The following is a 21778-nucleotide window of genomic DNA, read 5'->3' on the forward strand; positions in this document are numbered from 1 at the left end:
CATTGACGCAATGATCGAACAGCAAGCAACGAAATGACAGTCGCTGATTCAGAGCAATGATTTTTAAGCGCTAATGTACTAATGAATGCAGATAGAGCTACTTATGGAATTCATCATCGCAGACAAGAAAAAAGCCAGATACTTTACAGTATCTGGCTTTCCTTAATTAAAATTACTTAATTAATCTACTGCAAAACTACTTATTGCCTTGGTTCGCCATTGCGGTTTACTGCAATGGTAGGACCTGGAGCATAGCTCATTTGCACATGATGATCTACACCACGGTAGTTATAAGTCACATCCCAGTATTGTGGTGTTGTGTTGGCTGTTGTCTGGCAACGGCGAACGTCGCGTTCGTAAGTGCCGCCATTATTACGGCCTGCATTGGCACCCAGTGCGCCACCAGCCACAGCACCACCTGCAGTTGCCAGGTCACGGCCAGTACCGCCACCGACTTGATGGCCCAAAATACCACCGATCAGTGCGCCAGCAATCGCACCACCAACATTTGGTTCACTACGTTCAGATTGAACTTGCTGACGTTCTACCCAGCAACGCTCATTTGGCGGACCTACCACTGCACGTACAGATGTCACGGGTGCGTCATACACACCTTCGTTTGGACGACGGCGGTAATCATAATTTGGCGAGCTCAACGGTGCCTGCATCTCATTATCATAACGTCCCCTGCCACTGACAGGACGAACTGAAGATATGCGGTTGTTCATGCCCATGCCTGACAGGGTGTCGTAGCTACCTTTACTGAGGATCATGCAACGGCCACCGAAATTGGCATCGTCACAGACTTCCCAACGGCCACCATTGACAACCACAGATGATGCCAGGTCATTAAAACCGCTATTGCGGAAATTGTTTTGCTGACCGTTGACGCTAAAGGTACGGCCACGGAAGCCCTCGCCTTCATAGAACACGATTTGTGCACTCGCATGAGCAACCAGTAACAAGCTTGACACACCGATGATGAATTTTAATTGTTGTTTCATTTATTTCTCCAAGGTTGAAATCTGAACAAAGCTGTGGCGGATGGTTCAATCCCGCCACTCAGACTTAGCAAGAGAGCCAGCATGAACGACATATCCATACCGGGGCACCATGAATCATAGCATCCCATTTTTTATAAACCAGTTCTGTACGCTGCCACACATACACTTTGCAGTTTCTTTTAAGCAGTTTCCGTGAAGGATTTCTTAGGGGAGTCATTCTATAAAGCACGGTCACGTCTCGCCATGTACGTCAGCGCACATTCATTTTCGGCAATGCGGCGTATAAATTCTCATGTCCCTGGCTTCGTGCCTTTGTTAACTTGACCTCACTCAGTCATTCAGGAGAATCAACATGAAACTCGCGCCCCTCAATGAGAAAATGGAACAATGCCTGGCTAACTGTCTGGCATGCCATCGCGTCTGTACCACCGCTGCCGCCCATGTCATGCATGGCGACAGCAATCATAGCGAAGTATTGCACCTGGTCAGCCTGCTGGACTGCGCCCAGATTTGCCTGGTGCATGCAGATTTCATGGCACGCCGTTCTCCACACCACATGCACCTGGCCCGTGAATGCGCAGAAATTTGCCTGTCTTGCGCCACATTTTGCGAAGCGCATAGCGATGCCGACGGCATGATGAGCGAGTGTGCAAAAGCTTGCCGCACTTGCGCGGATAGTTGCACATCCATGTAGGTCTGGCTATGAATTGATCTGACAAATCACTGTCTGCAAATGTTGAGGCAAGCTTAAAACTTGTTACGGCACATCTACTGTCGTCATGGGCAGGCTAGCGCTTGTCCCCTCACCAGATTTGCCCAGCATGTTTGTCTACTTTGTTTGTCTTTGTTTGTCATAGCGCAAAACATGTGCCTGCTTGCGTGTCAGCATGGCAATACATCGCTATACACCAACATATATCGACACGCATCTAAATAAATCAAAACGAAACACATCAATACAGTTTAAGGAAATTATGACTATCAACAAAAAAGCATATCTGATCGGTGGCGGCATCGGTTCCCTGGCGGCGGCCGCATTCATGATACGTGACGGAAAAATCAAGGGCGACAACATCTCCATCCTTGAAGCCACTTCCCTGCTCGGCGGCAGCCTTGACGGCGCTGGCAGCCCAGATCAAGGATATTCACTGCGCGGTGGCCGCATGCTGACGACCGACAATTATGAATGCACCTGGGATTTGTTCAAATCCATTCCCTCACTACATAATCCGGGAAGATCGGTATTTGAAGAAACGGTAGAGTTCAACGAGCATTACAAATCCAACTCCAAGGCCAGGTTGGTAGATAAGCGCCGCGCCAAGGTGCCAGTATCGTCCATGGGTTTCTCCATGCAAGACCGTATGGAACTGCTCAAGCTGAGCCAGGCCGATGAAGCAGAGATGGGCAACAGCACTATCACTGACTGGCTGTCTCTCTCTTTCTTTGAAACTGAATTCTGGTTCATGTGGGCGACTACGTTTGCCTTCCAGCCATGGCACAGCGCTGTTGAGTTCAAACGCTATCTGCACAGGTTCATGATGGAATTTTCGCGCATAGAGACACTGGCGGGTGTCAAGCGCACTATCTACAACCAATATGATTCGCTGGTATTGCCTCTGCAAACCTGGTTGAAACAAAATGGCGTGCAGTTCATCACGAATTGCGAGGTGCAAAAACTGACGCACACTGTGATCAATGAGCAGTTCCAGGTTACTGGCCTGGAATGCCTGCGTGACGGCGTGACAGAAAGCATCACGGTTGCTGATGGTGATCTGGTTTTCCTGCAAAACGGTTCCATGACCGATGCGTCCAGCCTGGGCTCCATGAGCAGTGCGCCGGAAAAGCGCAGCAAGATGGATAGTTGCGGCTGGCGCCTGTGGGAACAGCTTGCAGCTGAAAGACCAGGCATGGGCAACCCGGCCGCCTTTAATACCTGCATCGCCCAGTCCTGGTGGGAATCGTTCACGGTCACGCTCAAGGATCCGCGTTTCTTTGACTTGATGCAAAAATTCAGCGGCAATGAAGCTGGCACCGGCGGGCTGGTGACCTTCAAGGATTCCAACTGGCTGATGTCTATCGTGCTGGCGCATCAGCCGCATTTCATCAACCAGCCCGCTGGTATCCAGGTATTCTGGGGTTATGCACTCTACCCTGACCGCATCGGTGACTTTGTGGCGAAACCCATGAGCGAATGCAGCGGCGCAGAAATTCTTGAGGAATTGCTGGGTCACCTGCGCTTTGATGCCGAAGTGTTTGACAATGCCAATTGCATCCCTTGCCGCATGCCTTACATCACCAGTATGTTCATGCCACGTTCAGTTGGCGACCGGCCTTTGCCTGTGCCACCGGGTACAAAAAACTTTGCTTTCATCAGCCAGTTTGTCGAAGTACCGGATGATGTGGTCTTTACTGTGGAATATTCAGTGCGTGCCGCCCAGATGGCGGTATATCAGTTGCTGGGTGTAAATCGCGAAGTACCGCCGATTACGGCACATGACAAATCGCTGGGGACGAAGTTTGAGGCGCTCGTCAAAGCGTTTAAATAAGCACTGCGTTCAACTGCTATGCAGCCTTTCATGGAGGGGCTGCATTGCATTGCAAATTGAGGCCCTTCAACATTCACAAAGCTCAGGAATCAGGATGTTCTTTTTTAAAGCGCTGGTTCGCCTCATCCAGATGCTTGATAAGTACATGTGAAATGATATTGACCCCGATGCCACCGAACATGGCAGGCACGAGATACAGGGCCAGTGAAATCTCCGAGACAAATATCGTGTCGTCCGCAAGTGAGGGAGACAGTTTGGCTGCGGCTGAGAGTACCTTCAGAAAATAAACGTCCATGCCAGCAATGACAACCAGGGCAAAACCAAAAATCAGGGTGGTTTTTTTGGAGATGGCTTTTTTTAAAATCAGGTAGCTGTAGATGCCAAAAGGCATGACCACCGAAGCTATCATCATGAGCCAAAACTTCAATTCTGAAAATATAGTGTTTTCCAAGCATGCATCCTTAAAACTGATAATAAGCAAACGATTATCTCGTGTATGAAAATATTATTAACCTAATGCATGCCCTTGCAAGTAACGTATTCTCTCACTTTCGTAACGAATTGAATTCCACCTTGAATTGAATCCCTGTTTTCCGATAGTATAGTTTCAACTAGAACTTGTTTCTTGAGAGAATGATCAAGATTTGCGGGTGACGCGCTGTTCAGTTTCTTGTGGGATTGTATGTGACTTTGTATAAATCCCCCGGGCCAGACTATCGTTGACATTGCTGTACGTATAGGCAATTATTGAGATGGCCTCACCGTTCCTGCAATATTGCTAATGCTGCAAGCGCTTGTTCTGCACTATCACTCTCATGGAATAAACTGCGCAGCTCAGGCTATCACTTTTTTCATCGGTAACAAAGCGCGTAAAGTTCTCTGCAAGATACACCTGGATACCAATTAATTTGCTATTCGTTTCAGTACCGACAGTGTAAAGGCATGAAGATGACATCAAGAATCGTCAATTGGAAATCGGCAGCTGCCGTATTGGTCGTAATCGCTGTCGCAGCAGGTGGCTGGTGGTATTACCACCGCACTGATGCCAGCGCACCAGCAGATGCAGGCAATGGCCCTTCAGGGAATTCAGGGAAGCGAGGCGGTGGACGTGATGCAGGCAATAAAGTGCAGCCGGTGTCCGTCGTACCTGCGCAAAAGCGCGACATACGCCTCATCGTCACGGCGATAGGCAATATTGCTGCCGCCAATACCGCTGTTGTGCGCACCAAGGCAGATGGCGAACTCAAGGCGATTTATTTCAAGGAAGGCCAGGCTGTGCAGGCCGGGCAGTTGTTGGCACAGATAGACCCCAAGCCTTTTCAGATTGCCTTGTCACTGGCACAGGGTACCCTGGCGCGTGACCAGGCACAGTTAAAAAATGCCGAGCTCGATTATCAGCGTTATAAAGACCTGGTCGAAAAACAGGCAGCCCCCAAGCAGCAAATGGATACGCAAGAAGCGCTGGTGCAGCAACTGCACGGCACCATCCTGTCTGACCAAGCCTCAGTAGATAATGCCAAACTGCAGTTGAGTTATACCCGTGTGACTGCCCCTATCTCTGGCCTGGCTGGTTTGAAGCAGGCTGACCTGGGCAATATCGTGCATAGCTCGGACACCAATGGCCTGGTATCAATCACGCAAACCCAGCCGGTTGCCATCGTATTTGCCATCCCCGATGTACGCCTCGATAAATTGCGCCAGCAAATGAAGAACGATGTACCTTTGCGGGTAGAAGCATGGGACAGGGAGCAAAAAAATATCCTGGCAGAAGGCAGTGTCGCCAATACCGATAACAGCATAGATTTGACGACAGGCACAATCAAGGTCAAGGCTCTGTTCCCGAACAAGGACAATGGTCTGTTCCCCAATCAGTTCGTGAATGTGCGCTTGCAACTCGATACCATGAAAGACGCGCTGGCGGTGCCAGTTGCATCGGTACAGCGCGGCACGGTCGGCAATTTTGTGTATGTCGTCGGTGAAGGCGGTGTGGTTACACTGAAGCCTGTCACTACGTTGGCGACCGATGGTGACTGGGTGGCCGTCAAGGCTGAACTCAGGCCAGGTGACCAGTTGGTGACCGATGGTGCAGACCGTTTGCGTGATGGTGGCAAGGTTGAAGTTATAGCTGCTTCGGCCAGACCTGGCGGTGGTGATGAACCTCGCGGTGGCGGTGGCAAACGACGCAAGGGAGGCGGCGCTTCCGGTTCTGCGTCGGCACCGGCGCCTGCTTCAGCGCCAGCAGCGGCATCAGCCCCCGCCCCTGCCTCCGCAGCAGAAACCAGGAAATAAGGGCGCACAGCTCATTACATCATGGCTACCCTGAACCCCTCACGTCTGTTTATTGAAAGACCGGTCGCAACTTCGCTGATGATGCTGGCGATTTTGCTGGCCGGTTTACTGGCTTACCGCCTGTTACCTATCGCGGCCTTGCCAGAAGTTGATTACCCCACCATACAGGTGACCACGCTTTATCCCGGTGCCAGCCCGGATGTGATGACCTCGTCAGTCACCGCGCCGCTGGAACGCCAGTTTGGACAAATGCCGGGCCTGGCACAAATGTCGTCGACCAGTTCTGGTGGTGCCTCTGTGATCACCCTGCGGTTCGAGTTGAGCCTGTCACTGGATGTAGCCGAGCAAGAAGTACAGGCTGCCATCAATGCTGGCAGCAATCTGCTGCCCAGTGATTTGCCTATGCCCCCGGTATATAGCAAGGTCAACCCTGCTGATGCACCGGTATTGACGATCGCCGTCTCATCGACCACCCTGCCAGTGATACGCATACATGATCTGGTCGAGAGCCGTCTGGCGCAAAAAATCTCGCAGGTACGTGGCGTCGGCCTGGTCAGTATTGCCGGTGGGCGCAGGCCAGCTGTCAGGATACAGGCCAACCCAACGGCGCTGGCCAATCTTGGTCTCTCGCTGGATGATTTACGCACTGCCATAGGCAGCGCCAACGTCAATCAGGCCAAGGGCAGTTTTGATGGCCCCCTGCGCGCCTCGACCATCGATGCCAATGACCAGATGAAAAGCGCGGCAGAATATGCCAACCTGATCTTCGCGTACAAGAACGGTAATCCGATACGCCTGCGTGATGTTGCCACGATGGTCGATGATGCGGAGAACATGCGTCTGGCAGCCTGGGCTAACAAGGCCCCGGCTGTTATTCTCAATGTACAGCGCCAGCCTGGCGCGAATGTGATACAGACAGTAGATCGTGTGAAAGCCTTGCTGCCCAGTCTGCAGGCTGCCATGCCCGGTTCTGTCGATGTGCGGGTACTGAGCGACAGAACTACTACCATACGCGCTTCTGTCGATGATGTGGAAATCGAATTGCTGCTGGCCATAGGCCTGGTGGTATTCGTGATCTTTGTGTTCTTGCGTAGTGTGCCTGCGACCATCATCCCCAGTGTTGCCGTACCTTTGTCGCTGGTCGGCACCTTTGGTGTCATGTATATGGTAGGGTTTTCACTCAATAACCTGACGCTGATGGCGCTGGTCATATCAACGGGCTTTGTGGTTGATGATGCGATAGTCATGATAGAAAATATCGCCCGTTATGTAGAAGAAGGTGAAACCCCGATGGCAGCAGCGCTGAAGGGATCGCAGCAAATCGGTTTCACCATCATTTCCCTCACCGTTTCCCTGATTGCGGTATTGATACCGCTGTTATTCATGGGCGATGTGGTCGGTCGCCTGTTCCATGAATTTGCGATTACCCTGGCTGTGTCGATATTGATCTCTGCCTTTGTGTCCCTGACCCTGACACCAATGATGTGCGCCCGTCTTTTACATCATGAAAAAGAAGAAGACTTTGGCCCGGTCAAGCGTGCAGTGGGCCGCATGTTTGACCAGACCATTGCAGGCTATGGTCGCATGCTGACCTGGGTATTGGACAGGCAAAAAACCACCATGCTGGTGTTTGTAGCGACGCTGGCTTTGACTGGTTTGCTGTACATCTTTGTCCCCAAGGGTTTCTTCCCTGTCCAGGATACTGGTCAGATACAGGCAATTACCGAGGCAGCGCAATCCACTTCGTTTGCCGCCATGGCAGAACACCAGCAAGCGCTGACCAGCGTGATTTTGACTGATCCGGCGGTGGAAAGCGTATCTTCTTTCATCGGCGTGGATGGTGCAAACGCCACCCTGAATGCAGGCCGCATGCTGATCGTGCTGAAGCCGCTGAATGTACGCGTGATCTCTGCTACCCAGATCGCAAGACGCCTGGCTGAGCTGACGCGCAAGGTACCAGGCATCGCCATCTATATGCAGGCAGTGCAGGATCTGACCATAGAAGACAGGATAGCCAAGACGCAGTACCAGTTCATGCTGAGCTCGCCCGATATTGCTGAACTGTCGCGCTCGACATCCGCCTTGCTCGAACGTTTGCGCAAGTTGCCACAACTGGCCGATGTCGCCAGTGACCAGCAAGAGCTGGGCCTGCAAGCCTATGTGGATATAGACAGAGATGCCGCAGGCCGCTTTGGCGTCAGTGTCGCAGCGATAGATAACTCGCTGTACAACGCCTTTGGCCAGCGCCTGATCTCGACGATTTTCACCCAAAGTAACCAGTACCGCGTGGTGCTGGAAGTGGCACCGCAATATAAAGTGGGGATGGATGCGCTGAATAACCTGTATGTACCGGGTACGAACGGCGTACAGGTGCCACTGTCTTCCGTCGCCAGAGTGGTGGAGAGGATAGCGCCACTGGCAGTCAACCATGCAGCGCAATTCCCTGCAGCGACTATTTCATTCAACCTCGCCCAGGGTGCGGCATTGGGTGATGCAGTCAATGCGATAAAAGCAGAAGAAGCCGCCTTGCATTTGCCAGTCAGTGTAGAAACCAGCTTCCAGGGTGCGGCGCTGGCTTTCCAGGCATCGCTATCCAGCACCCTGTTGCTGATACTGGCAGCGATAGTCACCATGTATATCGTGCTGGGTGTCTTGTATGAAAGCTATATACATCCGCTGACCATACTTTCTACCTTGCCGTCGGCAGGTCTGGGAGCCTTGCTGGCCTTGCTGGCATTCAGGCTGGACCTGGGTATCATCGCCATCATCGGTATCGTGCTGCTGATCGGTATCGTCAAGAAGAATGCCATCATGATGATCGATTTTGCCTTGTATGCGCAGCGTGAAGAAGGCCTGAATCCGCGTGAAGCCATCCACAAGGCTTGCCTGCTGCGCTTCCGCCCCATCCTGATGACCACCATGGCAGCCTTGCTGGGTGCTTTGCCACTGATGCTGGGTTCGGGCGTGGGCAGTGAATTGCGTCATCCTCTGGGTGTGGTCATGGTCGGTGGCCTGATCGTCAGCCAGTTGCTGACGCTGTTCACGACGCCGGTGATTTATCTTGGCTTCACGGCGCTGGCCAGCAGGTTTGCCCGCAAGCCAGGTTCAGAAACTGCAACAGAAACTGCGGCGTGAGCAGATGAATCTTTCCCGCCCCTTCATAGAACGTCCGGTTGGCACTGCACTCATTACCCTGGGTGTGGCGCTGGCGGGTATCATCGCGTACTTTTTGCTGCCTATCGCGCCCTTGCCGCAGGTTGAGTTTCCTACCATCTCGGTCAATGCCTCATTGCCGGGTGCCAGCCCGGATACCATGGCAGCCACCGTTGCCACACCGCTGGAACGTGCGCTGGGCAGCATTGCCGGGGTCAATGAAATTACCTCATCTTCATCATTGGGAAGTTCGCGCATTACCCTGCAGTTCGACATGAGCCGGGATATTGATGGCGCAGCGCGGGATGTACAGGCAGGTATCAATGCGGCGCGCGCCATGCTGCCGTCAGGCATGCCGAGCAACCCGACTTACCGCAAAGTCAACCCTGCTGATGCGCCGGTGATGATCATTGCGCTGACATCAACAACGCTGACACGCGGCCAGATGTATGACGCTGCCTCCACCGTGCTGGCACAGCGCCTGTCCCAGGTCGATGGCATAGGCCAGGTCACCATAGGTGGTGGTGCATTGCCTGCGGTGCGCATAGAGGTGGATCCCAACAAACTGGCAGCGAATGGTATTTCACTGGAAAATGTACGCGCCACCGTCGTTGCCAGCAATGCCAACCGCCCCAAGGGTTCAGTCGAAGACCAGCAGCATTACTGGCAGCTAAGCGCAAATGACCAGTCTTATAAAGCCGAACAATATGCACCGCTGATCATCAGCTATGCCAATGGCGCCGCACTACGCCTGCGTGACGTTGCTGAAGTGGTTGATAGCGTACAGGATGTACGCAATTACGGTATGGCGAACGGCACACCCGCGATCTTGCTGATACTGAACAAGGCACCTGGTGCCAACATCATCAAGACTGTCGATACAATCCGCGCCCTGTTACCACAATTGCGCGCCTCCATTGCACCGGCCATCGATGTGAATGTCGTCATGGACAGGACGCCGACCATACGCGCATCCATCACTGAAGTGCAGCGTACACTGGCGATTGCCTTTGGCCTGGTCATCGTGGTGGTATTCGCGTTCTTGCGCAATTTCCGCGCTGCCCTACTGCCTGCGGTGGCGGTGCCGGTTTCACTGGCTGGCACTTTTGGTGTCATGTATTTGCTCGGCTACAGTATAGATAATCTCTCGCTCATGGCGATGACCGTGGCTACCGGCTTTGTGGTGGATGATGCGATCGTCGTGCTGGAAAATATTTCGCGGCATATAGAACGCGGCAAGACACCGATGGAGGCAGCATTGCAGGGTGCGCGCGAAATTGGCTTTACAGTCGTCTCCATCAGTCTGTCATTGATTGCGGCCTTCATCCCCATCCTGGCGATGGGTGGCATAGTCGGGCGCTTGTTCCGTGAGTTTGCGGTGGTGTTGTCAGTGTCTATCCTGGTGTCCATGCTGGTATCGCTGACCACCACACCCATGATGGCAGCGGCATTGTTGCGGCCTGTGGAAAAAGCCAAGGCACCGGGTAGATTCTCACGCGCACTTTCCCGCTTCCAACGCGGCCTGATGCGTGGTTACCGCCGTAGCCTGCGCTGGACTTTGCGGCATCAGCCATTGACGTTACTGGTGCTGGCAGGCGTGATTGCGCTGAATGTGTCGCTGTACATAACGATCTCCAAGGGATTTTTCCCGCAACAGGATACCGGCTTGATGATGGGTGGCGTACAGGCTGACCAGGCCAGCTCTTTCACCTCCATGCAGGAAAAACTGAATGCTTTCAGCAAGATAGTGCTGGCCGACCCTGCAGTCGCCAATGCCACCGGCTTTACCGGTGGCGGCCAGCGCAATAGCGCGAACATGTTTATCTCACTCAAGCCCAGGACTGAGCGTGAAGAGAGTGTAGACCAGGTCATCAACCGTCTGCGTGGCAAGCTTGCGCATCTGCCAGGGGCCAATCTTTTTTTGTCACCGGTACAGGATATACGCATCGGTGGCCGGCAAAGTAACGCCGCCTGGCAATATGCCTTGCAGGCAGATGACCTGACTGATTTGCGCACCTGGGAGCCACGCATACGTAAGGCCTTGTCGCAATTGCCTGAACTGGCTGATCTGAACAGTGACCAGCAGGACAAGGGCATACAGACTTCGCTGGTGATAGACCGCGATGCCGTGGCCAGGCTGGGGTTGACAGTCAGCGCTATCGACAGCACACTCAACGATGCCTTTGGGCAGCGCCAGATCGGTGTCATCTATAACCCACTGAATCAATACCGTGTAGTGATGGAACTGGCACCGGCCTATCTGCAAAGCCCTGAGAGTTTGAAAAGCCTGTATGTCACTACCTCCAAGGGTGTGCGCATACCTCTGGCCAGCGTGGCAAAGGTGGAGACCACCAATACGCCTCTGGCTGTGAACCACCAGAGTGGCTCGCCGGCCAGCACCATCAGCTTCAACCTGGCACCGGATGTCGCCTTGTCGCAGGCGGTCGATGCAATCAATGACACCATCGCCAAACTGGGGGTACCGATATCCGTACATGGCAGCTTCCAGGGTACGGCGCAGGCTTTCCAGTCCTCCCTGAGCAGCCAGCCGCTGCTGGTGCTGGCCGCCATTATCACTATCTACCTGGTGCTGGGCATGCTGTATGAAAGCCTCATCCATCCACTGACGATACTCTCAACTCTTCCCTCGGCAGGCATCGGTGCCTTGCTGGCGCTGATGTTGTTCAAGACTGATTTTTCCATCATAGCCCTGATCGGTGTGGTGCTGCTGATAGGCATCGTCAAGAAGAACGCCATCATGATGATCGATTTTGCGATTTCTGCGCAACATGAAGCCAACAGCCGTGGCAGCAGTGTGACTGCCGGTGCGGCAATTTACCGCGCCAGCCTGCTGCGCCTGCGCCCTATCCTGATGACTACCCTGGCAGCGATCTTTGGTGCCGTGCCACTGGCACTGGGCACAGGTGATGGTGCTGAATTACGCCAGCCGCTGGGCATAGCTATCGTCGGTGGCTTGTTGTTGAGCCAGTTGCTGACCCTATATACCACGCCTGTCGTGTTTGTCTGCATGGACAGATTACGCCGCAAGAAAAAACCAGTAAAAGCAATAGCGAGCGCAGGCGCTTTGGATATTGCATGAGAGCGATTATGAAAAAAAATATTGACTTGCGTCCCGCATCTTTTACAAGTTCCGCTTTTCCACGCCTGTCTGCCGCGCGTCTGAGTGTGCTGACTCTGATCTTGCTGCTATCTGCCTGCGCACAGACCAAAGCACCGCCACCGGCCACTGTTCCACTGACCGCAGAATTCAAGGAAGCCAGTTACTGGAAATCAGCCCGGGCGACACGCGCCGGTGCTGAAGCTGCAGTGCCAGAGTCCTGGTGGGAAATGTTCAATGACCCCGTGCTCAATGATCTGCAACAAAAGCTATTGCTAGGCAATGAAAACCTGAAGTCAGCCGCCGCCCAGATCGCCAATGCCAAGGCCGTGCTCAAAGCCAGCCAGTCTGCATTGTGGCCAACAGTGTCACTGAACGCGGGCGGCACACGCAGCGGCAATCCTGGTTCAGGCCAGAATGGCCGCACTACCAGCAATAGTTATTCGCTCGCTGTCGATACATCGTGGGAAATTGATCTATGGGGCAGGTTGTCCAAAGCCACTGATGTAGCCAACGCCAACCTGCAAGCCAGCCGTGATGACTATGACGCGGCGCGCCTGTCCGCCCATGCAACGCTGGCACAAACCTATTTCGCCATGCGCGTTGCCGAGGCCCAGCAAGCCATATTGCAAAGAACTACCGCCTCAAATCAGCGCAGCCTGGAATTGACCGAAGCCAGGTATCAGTCTGGCGTCGCAGGGCAAAGCGACGTCTTGCAAGCCAAAATACAAGTAACAACCGGTCAGGTGCAATTGAAAGACGCCGTAGCACAAAGAGCCCAACTCGAACATGCGATTGCCGTGCTGCTGGGCGTAACACCAGCAGCACTGAATATCAACAATACCGCCACCTTGCCAGCAGCGCCAGCCGTGCCAGTGCTGATCCCGGCCACCTTGCTGGAACGCAGGCCAGATATAGCAGCAGCTGAACGCAAGCTGGTGGCTGCCTATGCCCAGATAGGCATTAAGGATGCAGCTTTCTTCCCTGACATCAGCTTGTCGGCCAATGCGGGTTACCGCAGTTCTTCCCTGAGTAAATTAATCGATGCGCCTAACCTGGTCTGGTCTTTGGGTCCTTCGATATTGCTGTCTATTTTTGATGGTGGTGCACGCCAGCTGGCCAGTGACCAGGCACGTGCAGCGGCAGATATCGCCGCCTCCACATATCGCCAGACGGTACTGACTTCATTACAGGAAGTGGAAGACAATCTGGTCGTGCTGGAACAGCTGGATGCAGAGTTGCAATTACAGACAGAAGCCTTGCAGGCAGCCCAGCGCAACCTTGAAATCACGCAGGAGCAATACAAGGCAGGTACAGTCAGTTACCTGAATGTAGTCACCTCACAGAATGCTGCCTTGTCCAGTGAATCCAATTTGCTGTCAATACGCAACCGCCAGCTTGCAGCCACTAATATCTTGTTGAAAAATATCGGTGGTCGCTGGCAAAAATGATACGTCAGGCTCTTAAATTGGTCTTAAGAAAATCAAGAGTGCGCTGCCATGCCAGTGTTGCTGCAGCCTGGTCATAACGAGGCGTCGTATCATTATTAAAGCCATGTTGGGCACCGGCATAAACGAAAGCCTGGTATTTGACGCCAGCCTTGTTCAGTGCGGCCTCATACTTTGGCCATCCGGCGTTGACGCGTTCATCGACTCCGGCGTAATGGATGAGTAGAGGGGCTTTAATTTTAGCGGCATCCTCCTCTGTTGGTTGTCCGCCATAGAAAGGGACAGCAGCAGCAAGATCGGGAATTCTGGTCGCGAGGAAATTGGAAATACTACCGCCATAGCAAAAACCAACGACACCAACCTTGCCATTCCCTTCTGGCAGTTTTTTCAAGATCGCTGCTGCTTCCAGGAAGTCAGCGCGGGTCTTGGTCTGATCAAGTTTGGGGAAGAGTTCGCGGGCTTTTTCTTCATCACCGGGGTAACCACCCAATGGTGCCAAAGCATCTGGCGCAAAGGCGATAAAGCCTTCCAGTGCCAGACGGCGAGCGATGTCTTCTATGTGCGGGTTCAAGCCGCGGTTTTCATGCACGACCAGCACCGTAGGCAATTTGCCTTTCGCATCTGCTGGCGTGACCAGATAACCGCGCAAAGTGCCATAACCCTGTGGCGATGGATATTCAACATAGCGCGCCTGTATGCGCGCATCCGTCTTGGGCACTTGTTGTGCTTGGGCAAAATTAGGACTTAACTGCTGCAACAATACTTCTGCCGTTACCGCACCAACGGCAAACTTACTGGCCGACTGCAAAAACCCACGCCTGTCGATTTGTCCATGAACATACTGGTCAAACAGTTGCAATACTTCTGGCTTGAAATCATCTGAGCTTTGATGGGGCATCTTATTCTCCTGAGTGATATTAATTTTGTCGGGTTTATTTGCAAGGCAGCAACTGACTTGGCAGACACAAGCTGGCGTGACTATGCTGACATTCGATAAAGCCCTTGCATCATATTACCCATTTCACAACGACACACTGGCATCTTTTTCATTGCAGGATACCGTATCGCCACTTCAAGCTGTCTGACAGCAATATGCAGGATGAATTCAGGCAAGACCAATCAGACAAGACCAATATCCAACCTGTAAGCCGCTGATTAATACCTGTAAGCAAAATAATACCTGTAACCGAAAACCTGAGAGCAGCATTGAGAACATCACTCCGTCTTGTCCACACTCAAATACTCGCCAATTCATATGTTTGAGAGCATATCGGTAGTCTTCAATCTTCTGGTGAAATTCCAGAAAAAGTTGCGTGTTTAGTAAAATCCATTAAAATACTTACAATTTCTTTCTTCTAATCATTATTTTGGATATCCTCCATGTTTTCCCTACGCGCTCTTATCTTTGCATCACTCACGCTCGCAGCACAGGCCAGCAGTGCCCAGGAGTGGGTATTTGCGGTCAATGAAGGTGTCACCTACCAAGATGGCAGCCCTATTGCTGAACGCTACAAACCTCTGGTCGATTTACTGGAAAAAGAACTCAAGCATCCGGTCAAGGTACAGGCGGTAGACAGATACAGTAACTTCGAAGCCGGGCTCGACGCCGAGCGCTATGATCTGGTCTTTATTCATCCTGCACACATAGGCTTGCGTGCAGTCAAGAGTGGCAAATATGTAGGGCTGGCCAGTGCCAAGGACTACACCGACTACCGTGCCCGCGTATTCGTCAAAAAGGATTCTGCGGTAAAAACCATTGCTGACCTGCGCGACAAAAAAATTGGGGTTCCATCACTGGAATCCATCACAACTGTCATGTTCACCGCCAACCTGACTGAACTGGGCTTTCGTGACCCGGCCTCACGTTTTAGCGCTACCCGTTTCCAGGATGCTGTGCCCTTCATGGTGGAGAATGGCTTTGTTGAAGCTGGCGTAACAGCCTCTGGTACAGTCATCAAAGACTGGGTTGCCAAAGGTGGCCGTGTGGTAGGTGAAACAAAGCCTGTACCTATCAAGCAATTCCTGGTATCCCGCAAGCTCAGTACCGAACAGCGTGACAAGGTACAGAATCTCTTGCTCAAACTTAGTGAAACTGAAGCTGGCAAAACTGCACTTAAAGGTATCAACATGAAGGGCTTTGTACCCTGGGATAATGCACTCATGACAGAAGCAACCAAACGCTTGAGTCTGTAAAATTTGCAGGTTAAAAAAAGGGGCGCAGATCAAATCTGCGTCCCTTTTGCATGATACGGATATGAACTGTTTTACAGACCCAGCTTGGCCGCCAGACCTATGCGCTGTAATTTTCCGGTCGCACCTTTGGGTATTTCTTCCAGAAATAAAATCTTGCGCGGTATCTTGAAATCCGCCAGGCGCACAGCTGCGAATTCGCGCAATTCTTTTTCTGTGGCGCTTGTGCCTTCACGCAGCACCACGGCAGCACCAACTTCTTCACCCAGTTTTTCATGGGGGATGCCAAAGGTGACGACCTGTTGTACCGCAGGATGATCCATGAGGATTTCATCCACTTCACGCGGAGAAATTTTCTCACCGCCGCGGCTGATGATTTCTTTAAGGCGGCCAGTGATGCTGAGATAGCCATCCACATCCATGATGCCCTGATCACCAGTACGGAACCAGCCATTGGTATAGGCTTCTGCATTGGCTTTGGGATTATTTTCATAGCCTGCCGTCACATTCGGGCCACGGATAACGATTTCACCTGTCAGGCCACGTTCCAGCAAATTGCCTTCTGTATCCATGATCGCGACTTCAGGGCCAGCGGCAATGCCGACTGAACCGGGTATGCGCCTGGCGGGTGGCAATGGGTTACTGGCCATCTGGTGTGCTGCCTCGGTCATGCCATAGGCTTCAATCAAAGGGGTTTTGAAAGCAGCTTCAAGCTCGCTGATAACTTGCGGCGGCATCGACGATGATGATGAGCGTATGAAGCGCAAGGGATTCGCCGCAATCACCTCATGATTTTGTGCTGCCCGCGCAACGATGGTTTGGTGCATGGTTGGTACGGCGGTGTACCAGGTAGGCTTGGCCTCTGTCATCCAGCCAAAGAATTTCAGGGCATTAAAACCTGGTGTGCAAAAGATACTGCTGCCAGCGGACAAGGGTGCCAGCAAACCCGCGATCAGACCGTGGATATGAAACAGCGGCATGATATTGAGACCACGGTCAGCCGCAGTTAATTGCAGGTTGTCGCGCACATTGCAGCCAGAGGCGCAGATGTTGATGTTCGACAGTGGCACGATCTTGGGGCGTGAGGTAGTGCCTGAGGTATGCAGTATCAGGCCTATGTCTTCAGGCGCAGCGGGGCCAGGAGTAAAGGATGCACTGGCAGGCTGAGGGTTGACCTGGGTCAGCGTAAATGCCCCTGTGCCCTCGTCACTGGGTGTCAATTCCAGGACTTGTATCTTCAGCTTGTCGGCGATAGCCAGCGCAGGTGAAGTACTGCCCTTCTCCACCACCAGCGCTTTGGCGTGCAGGTCAGACAGGTAGAATTCAAATTCATCCGCACGATAGACAGGATTCAGCGGAGCGGCAGTAGCAGCGGCCGCGATGCTGACAAAGGCGCTGGCCATTTCCGGACCATTTGGCAAAACAATGGCAACCCTGTCCTGGCGGCCTATGCCAAAGCTGTTCAGGGCAGCCAGGGTCTTTTGTTGGTTGGCGCGCAGGCCATGGTAAGTCAGGGGTTTGGCACCAGGTGCCTGCAATGCGATGGCATCGTCAGCGCCGACGGCAAGCAATTCGACGAGTGTAGAAAATCTTTGCATGATTGCTTTCTATGATAAAAAGTAAATCCTGTGATGCAGTACAGTTCAGTCGCTTACTTCTTCTGTTTACTGCGTAATTACTACTGCTCAATTACTACTGAATACGCAGTTTGCCATTTTGTTCTTGCACCGTACGTGCCAGCAGTGCAGTCAATGCATACACTGCTTCTATATTCGGCGTAGGCGTATCAGTGATCCTGCCCATTTCTATGACAGTACCCACCAACGCCTCAAGTTCTATGGGGCGGCCAGCTTCAATATCCTGCAACATGGAAGTCTTGTGTTTGCCGACAGCAGCAGCACCGGCGATACGCTTGTCTATGCTGACTTTGAAATTCACGCCCAGCTTTTCGCCTATCGCCTGGCCTTCCCGCATCATGCGGGCGACCAGTTCACGTACAGGTGCAAATTCGCAGATATCTACCAGTGTCGCATGCGTCAATGCACTGATAGGGTTGAAGCTCAGGTTACCCCAGAGCTTGAGCCAGATTTCTGAACGGATGTCAGACGAGATCGGCGTCTTGAAACCCGCCTGGCGCAAGGCATCCGCCAGCTCGCGTATGCGTGGCGTATCGCTGCCATCAATCTCACCGAGTGAAAAACGGTTACCTTCTATGTGCTTGATGACACCCGGCGCAATGATTTCACAAGCGGGGTAAATGATGCAGCCTATGACTTTGTTGATGTCTATGTGAGCAGTAACCACACCACCAGGATCAACCGCTTCTACCCTGCGCCCTTCATAGTCACCGCCATGTTTTTGGAAATACCACCAGGGCACACCATTCTGCGCTGTCACGACGATGGATTCTGGCCCCAGCAAGGCAGGTATGTCGGCAGCCACTGCCGCAACCTGATGCGCCTTCATGCCAAGGATGACGACATCCTGTACCGGCAAATCAGCAATACGGTCAGAAGCGAAGATGTTTGCCACATGTTCGCTGCCATCATCCATGATCAGTTTCATGCCGTTTTCACGCACGGCCTGCAAGTTGGCACCGCGTATCACGACGCTGACTTCATGCCCGGCCTGCGCAAGTTTTACTGCCAGGTAGCCGCCAATTGCACCTGCACCCACTACCGCTATCTTCATATATTTTTATCCTCAAGACTGTCAAAACTGTTCCGCAAACTGCCTATGCCATCTATCACAATTTCTACCACCTGGCCGCTACGCATGGGGCCTGCGCCTGTCGAAGTACCGCAGGCAATGACATCGCCCGCAAACAATGTCATCTCGCGTGAAATCATGCTGACGATCTGTGCCGGATTAAAGATCATATCGCGGCAGGAATAATTTTGCCGCTCCTTGCCGTTTAACAATGTCTTGACCGTCAAAGTTTGTGCGTCCAGCCCGGTAGCGATCACAGGCCCGAACACGCCAAAGCTGTCGCAGCTCTTTGCCCTGCACCATTGAGCGAAGCTGGCATCACGTTGCAATAATTCTAACGCTGTCACATCGTTGACACAGGTGTAGCCGAAAATGCTGGCAGCAGCCTCGTCTTCGCTGACATTGCTACAGGTCTTGCCGATGACGATGCCCAGCTCGCCTTCGTACAGGATTTTGCCTTCATATGCGGGTGGACGTTTGATGATGCCATCGTGCGGCAGGTAGGAATTGGAAGTCTTGATGAAGTACAAAGGTTCGGCAGGAATGGCCTGGCCCAGCTTGCCTGCCAGCTCGTGGTAATTATTCCACAGGCCTATCATTTTTGAAGCCTGACTGGGCGTGAGCAGGCGCACTTCACTCAGTGCCAGTGTCTGTCCTGTGGGTATGGGGTTCGTGAATAAATCTCCTTCGCAAACAGTGATGATGCCAGCTTCAAGGCTACCAAAGCCAGACTGATTTTCATGTTCAAAGCGTAACCAATGTGTCATATCGATAAAGATAGTTTGAATATCTAAGGATGTTGCAGCAGATTTAACTTCTTAACAAATAAGCATATGCTAAAGGTATTTTTGTTAAATAGCTTTAAATGCCTTATGATAGTCTAGTCGAATCGGCTAGCAAATTCGACAAAATTTTTTGCATATGATTCTGTACCTCCAGTATGACCCAGCATTGCTTCTATTCACCTCTCAGATTTTGATTAAAGGACAGGCGCATGACTCCGGAAATATCCCTCAAGCCAGAACTTCCTCTGGTAGCAACCGCCTCGCAGTACCGCTGGCTGCAATTATTGCTAGGCATCATATGCATGGCGATGATCGCCAATCTGCAATACGGCTGGACCTTGTTTGTCGATCCCCTTGATCAAAAATACCATTGGGGCCGCAAAGCCATACAGGTTGCCTTCTTCATCTTTGTTCTGACCGAAACCTGGCTGGTGCCGGTAGAAGGCTATCTGGTTGATAAATTCGGTCCCCGCCCTGTCGTGATGGTCGGTGGTTTGCTGATAGGCGTGGCCTGGATCATGAACTCCTATGCGGATTCCCTGACGATACTGTATCTCGCTGCAGCAATCGGCGGTATTGGCGCAGGTGCGGTATATGGCACCTGCGTGGGCAATGCGCTCAAATGGTTCCCTGACCGCCGCGGGCTGGCAGCAGGCCTGACCGCCGCCGGATTTGGCATGGGATCGGCGCTGACCATCATCCCAATTTCAGCCATGATCAAAAACACCGGCTATGAATCAGCCTTCCTGTATTTTGGCCTGGGCCAGGGCCTGGTGGTATTCTTGCTGTCCTTCTTGTTGAGCACACCAAAGACTGCTCCGACTACCGCAGCACCAGCAGCACGTGTCAGCCAGACCAAAGTAGATTTCACCTGGAAGCAAATGATCAAGACACCGGTGTTCTGGGTCATGTATCTGATGTTTGTCATGATGGCTGCTGGCGGCCTGGTCGCCACTGCGCAACTGGCCCCTATTGCCAAGGATTTCAAAATTGCTGAAATTCCGGTATCGCTGATAGGCTTCACCTTGCCTGCCCTGACCTTTGCTCTTTCACTGGACCGTATTTTCAACGGCATCACCCGCCCTTTCTTTGGCTGGGTATCTGACAATATCGGTCGTGAAAACACCATGTTTATCGCTTTTGCGATGGAAGCAGTAGGTATCTTCGCATTGAGCATCTTTGGTAAGGACCCTGTCCTTTTCGTCTTGCTGACTGGTCTGGTATTTTTTGGCTGGGGTGAAATCTATAGCCTCTTCCCGTCCACTTGTGGTGACACCTTTGGCAGTAAATTCGCTGCAACCAATGCCGGTCTGCTATACACCGCCAAGGGTACGGCATCCTTGCTGGTGCCACTGTCTGTGTATGTTGTAGAGGCCTATAAAGGCTGGCACGAAGTGTTTTATATAGCCGCAGGCTTAAATGCCCTGGCCGCCATCATGGCGCTGGCCGTACTCAAACCCATGCGTGCACGCATGCGTAATTTGCAGTAAGCATTAATAATTTACTGAGAGTTTGAAGAAGCCGTGGTGATAGTGGTAAAGCAGGAACCACTATCACTGCGGTTTTTTTACGTCTGTATGCGGGCAGATCTCAGGGTTACCACGCACCTCATTTTCTCTTACATCATTTTCAGATAAAGCTGGTATGTAAAGTGGGAGCAACATATTAAGATTTAATTTTAGCTCTCTTGCTTACCCCCATGAAACAGGCAATTGCATCCCGGCTTATTTGTGCCTGTGCAGGCTGGAATGTGCCTGGGCAGATCAATGCAGAATTAGTGGCACAATTCCCGTCATTGCTCCATCTGGAGGATGAGTTGAGTGCATCAAAGACTAAAGGGCCTGCGCTAACTCATTTGCAACGCTATGCACAATCCCTGGGTGGTGTTGAGATCAACTCTTCTTTTTACCGCCCGCATCAAGCTGCTACCTATGCGCGCTGGCGCGCCAGTGTTCCTGATGAATTTCGCTTTTCAGTCAAGCTACCAAAAGCCGTCACGCATATTCTGCGTTTAAAAAATTGCGATGTGGAATTGCGGAAATTTGTGATGGAAGCTGAACACCTCAAAGAGAAATTGGGATGCCTGTTAATACAACTCCCTCCCAGCCTGTCTTTTGATTACCAGGTCGCGCAAAGATTTTTTGGCTTGCTGAAGCAACTCAGTCATGCCCCGCTTGCGCTGGAACCACGTCATGCCACCTGGTTCCAGGCTGCCGCATTTGATCTGTTGTTTGAAAATGATATCTGCCTGGTGGCAGCCGCTCCCGGGATTGCAGGATATCAAGTGCTGCAGGAAGATTTCCCTCTGACTTCATCCATTGCGTATTTGAGGCTGCATGGCAGCCCACATATGTACCGTTCCAGTTATGAACCAGAATATCTGGACAAGCTGTCGCTACGCGTTGCCGCATTATCGGCACATTGCAAACATATCTGGTGCGTGTTCGATAATACGGCAGAGGGGGCGGCGTTTCCAAATGCTATTACTTTGCAGCGGCAGCAAACTTAGCTGCAACTCACTTGCAAATAAGTTTCA

15 protein-coding genes are annotated in these 21778 nt (G+C 52.2%); 9 read left to right on the top strand and 6 right to left on the bottom strand.

The genetic code is table 11. The features are described 5' to 3' along the window. Positions 1-200 precede the first annotated feature (200 nt). Positions 201-1004: a beta/gamma crystallin-related protein gene (locus ACO0LL_RS04105; protein ID WP_422949608.1), complete on the bottom strand. Its 804-nt coding sequence runs from the start codon at positions 1002-1004 to the stop codon at positions 201-203. A gap of 352 nt (positions 1005-1356) precedes the next feature. Here ACO0LL_RS04105 and ACO0LL_RS04110 point away from each other — a divergent pair, with 352 nt between their 5' ends. Continuing rightward, positions 1357-1698 (top strand): four-helix bundle copper-binding protein, encoded by a 342-nt coding sequence (locus tag ACO0LL_RS04110; protein ID WP_422949609.1) that lies wholly within the window; start codon positions 1357-1359, stop codon positions 1696-1698. Positions 1699-1978: 280 nt separating this feature from the next. Continuing rightward, positions 1979-3550, top strand: a complete 1572-nt coding sequence (locus ACO0LL_RS04115) for an oleate hydratase (RefSeq protein WP_422949610.1) — start codon at positions 1979-1981, stop codon at positions 3548-3550. A gap of 82 nt (positions 3551-3632) precedes the next feature. On the opposite strand, the gene ACO0LL_RS04120 is transcribed toward ACO0LL_RS04115, so the two are convergent. Continuing rightward, positions 3633-3962 carry a hypothetical protein gene (locus tag ACO0LL_RS04120; RefSeq protein ID WP_422949611.1) on the bottom strand — a complete coding sequence of 110 codons (330 nt, stop codon included), beginning with the start codon at positions 3960-3962 and terminating at the stop codon, positions 3633-3635. 536 nt (positions 3963-4498) lie between these two features. Here ACO0LL_RS04120 and ACO0LL_RS04125 point away from each other — a divergent pair. Genes ACO0LL_RS04125 through ACO0LL_RS04140 form a run of 4 tightly spaced genes read left to right on the top strand, consistent with a single transcriptional unit; the run spans position 4499 to position 13561 of the window. After that, complete coding sequence (locus tag ACO0LL_RS04125; RefSeq protein ID WP_422949612.1) at positions 4499-5839, top strand: MdtA/MuxA family multidrug efflux RND transporter periplasmic adaptor subunit; 1341 nt, start codon at positions 4499-4501, stop codon at positions 5837-5839. 30 nt (positions 5840-5869) lie between these two features. Then, a complete protein-coding gene (locus ACO0LL_RS04130) occupies positions 5870-8974 on the top strand; it encodes an MdtB/MuxB family multidrug efflux RND transporter permease subunit (protein WP_422949687.1) in 3105 nt (1034 codons plus the stop codon). Between the two features lie 4 nt (positions 8975-8978). Beyond that, complete coding sequence (locus tag ACO0LL_RS04135) at positions 8979-12092, top strand: multidrug efflux RND transporter permease subunit (protein ID WP_422949613.1); 3114 nt, start codon at positions 8979-8981, stop codon at positions 12090-12092. 8 nt (positions 12093-12100) lie between these two features. Beyond that, the gene (locus tag ACO0LL_RS04140; RefSeq protein ID WP_422949614.1) at positions 12101-13561 is read left to right on the top strand and encodes an efflux transporter outer membrane subunit; all 1461 of its coding nucleotides are present in this window, start codon (positions 12101-12103) and stop codon (positions 13559-13561) included. 4 nt (positions 13562-13565) lie between these two features. Here the strand turns inward: ACO0LL_RS04140 and ACO0LL_RS04145 are convergent, their stop codons facing one another. Beyond that, on the bottom strand, positions 13566-14456 hold the full coding sequence (locus tag ACO0LL_RS04145; protein ID WP_422949615.1) for a dienelactone hydrolase family protein: 891 nt from the start codon (positions 14454-14456) through the stop codon (positions 13566-13568). Positions 14457-14938: 482 nt separating this feature from the next. Here ACO0LL_RS04145 and ACO0LL_RS04150 point away from each other — a divergent pair, with 482 nt between their 5' ends. Next, the gene (locus ACO0LL_RS04150; protein ID WP_422949616.1) at positions 14939-15751 is read left to right on the top strand and encodes a phosphate/phosphite/phosphonate ABC transporter substrate-binding protein; all 813 of its coding nucleotides are present in this window, start codon (positions 14939-14941) and stop codon (positions 15749-15751) included. Between the two features lie 71 nt (positions 15752-15822). Here ACO0LL_RS04150 and ACO0LL_RS04155 read toward each other — a convergent pair whose 3' ends face one another. The 3 genes from ACO0LL_RS04155 to ACO0LL_RS04165 all read right to left on the bottom strand — a co-directional run bounded on the left by ACO0LL_RS04155 (position 15823) and on the right by ACO0LL_RS04165 (position 19224). Next, a complete protein-coding gene (locus tag ACO0LL_RS04155; RefSeq protein WP_422949618.1) occupies positions 15823-17346 on the bottom strand; it encodes an acyl--CoA ligase in 1524 nt (507 codons plus the stop codon). A 94-nt stretch (positions 17347-17440) separates the two neighbouring features. Then, entirely contained in the window at positions 17441-18439 is a 999-nt protein-coding gene (locus ACO0LL_RS04160; RefSeq protein ID WP_422949619.1) for a 2-dehydropantoate 2-reductase, read from the bottom strand. Further along, the gene (locus ACO0LL_RS04165) at positions 18436-19224 is read right to left on the bottom strand and encodes a fumarylacetoacetate hydrolase family protein (protein ID WP_422949620.1); all 789 of its coding nucleotides are present in this window, start codon (positions 19222-19224) and stop codon (positions 18436-18438) included. The genes ACO0LL_RS04160 and ACO0LL_RS04165 overlap by 4 nt, the downstream gene beginning before the upstream one ends. 227 nt (positions 19225-19451) lie before the next feature. Here ACO0LL_RS04165 and oxlT point away from each other — a divergent pair, with 227 nt between their 5' ends. Together oxlT and ACO0LL_RS04175 are read left to right on the top strand one after the other, a co-directional pair. Further along, positions 19452-20732, top strand: a complete 1281-nt coding sequence (oxlT, locus tag ACO0LL_RS04170; protein WP_422949621.1) for an oxalate/formate MFS antiporter — start codon at positions 19452-19454, stop codon at positions 20730-20732. 209 nt (positions 20733-20941) lie between these two features. Next, on the top strand, positions 20942-21751 hold the full coding sequence (locus ACO0LL_RS04175) for a DUF72 domain-containing protein (protein ID WP_422949622.1): 810 nt from the start codon (positions 20942-20944) through the stop codon (positions 21749-21751). Positions 21752-21778 lie beyond the last annotated feature (27 nt).

This window comes from Undibacterium sp. TC4M20W, from assembly GCF_049340245.1.
Classification (GTDB): domain Bacteria; phylum Pseudomonadota; class Gammaproteobacteria; order Burkholderiales; family Burkholderiaceae_D; genus Undibacterium.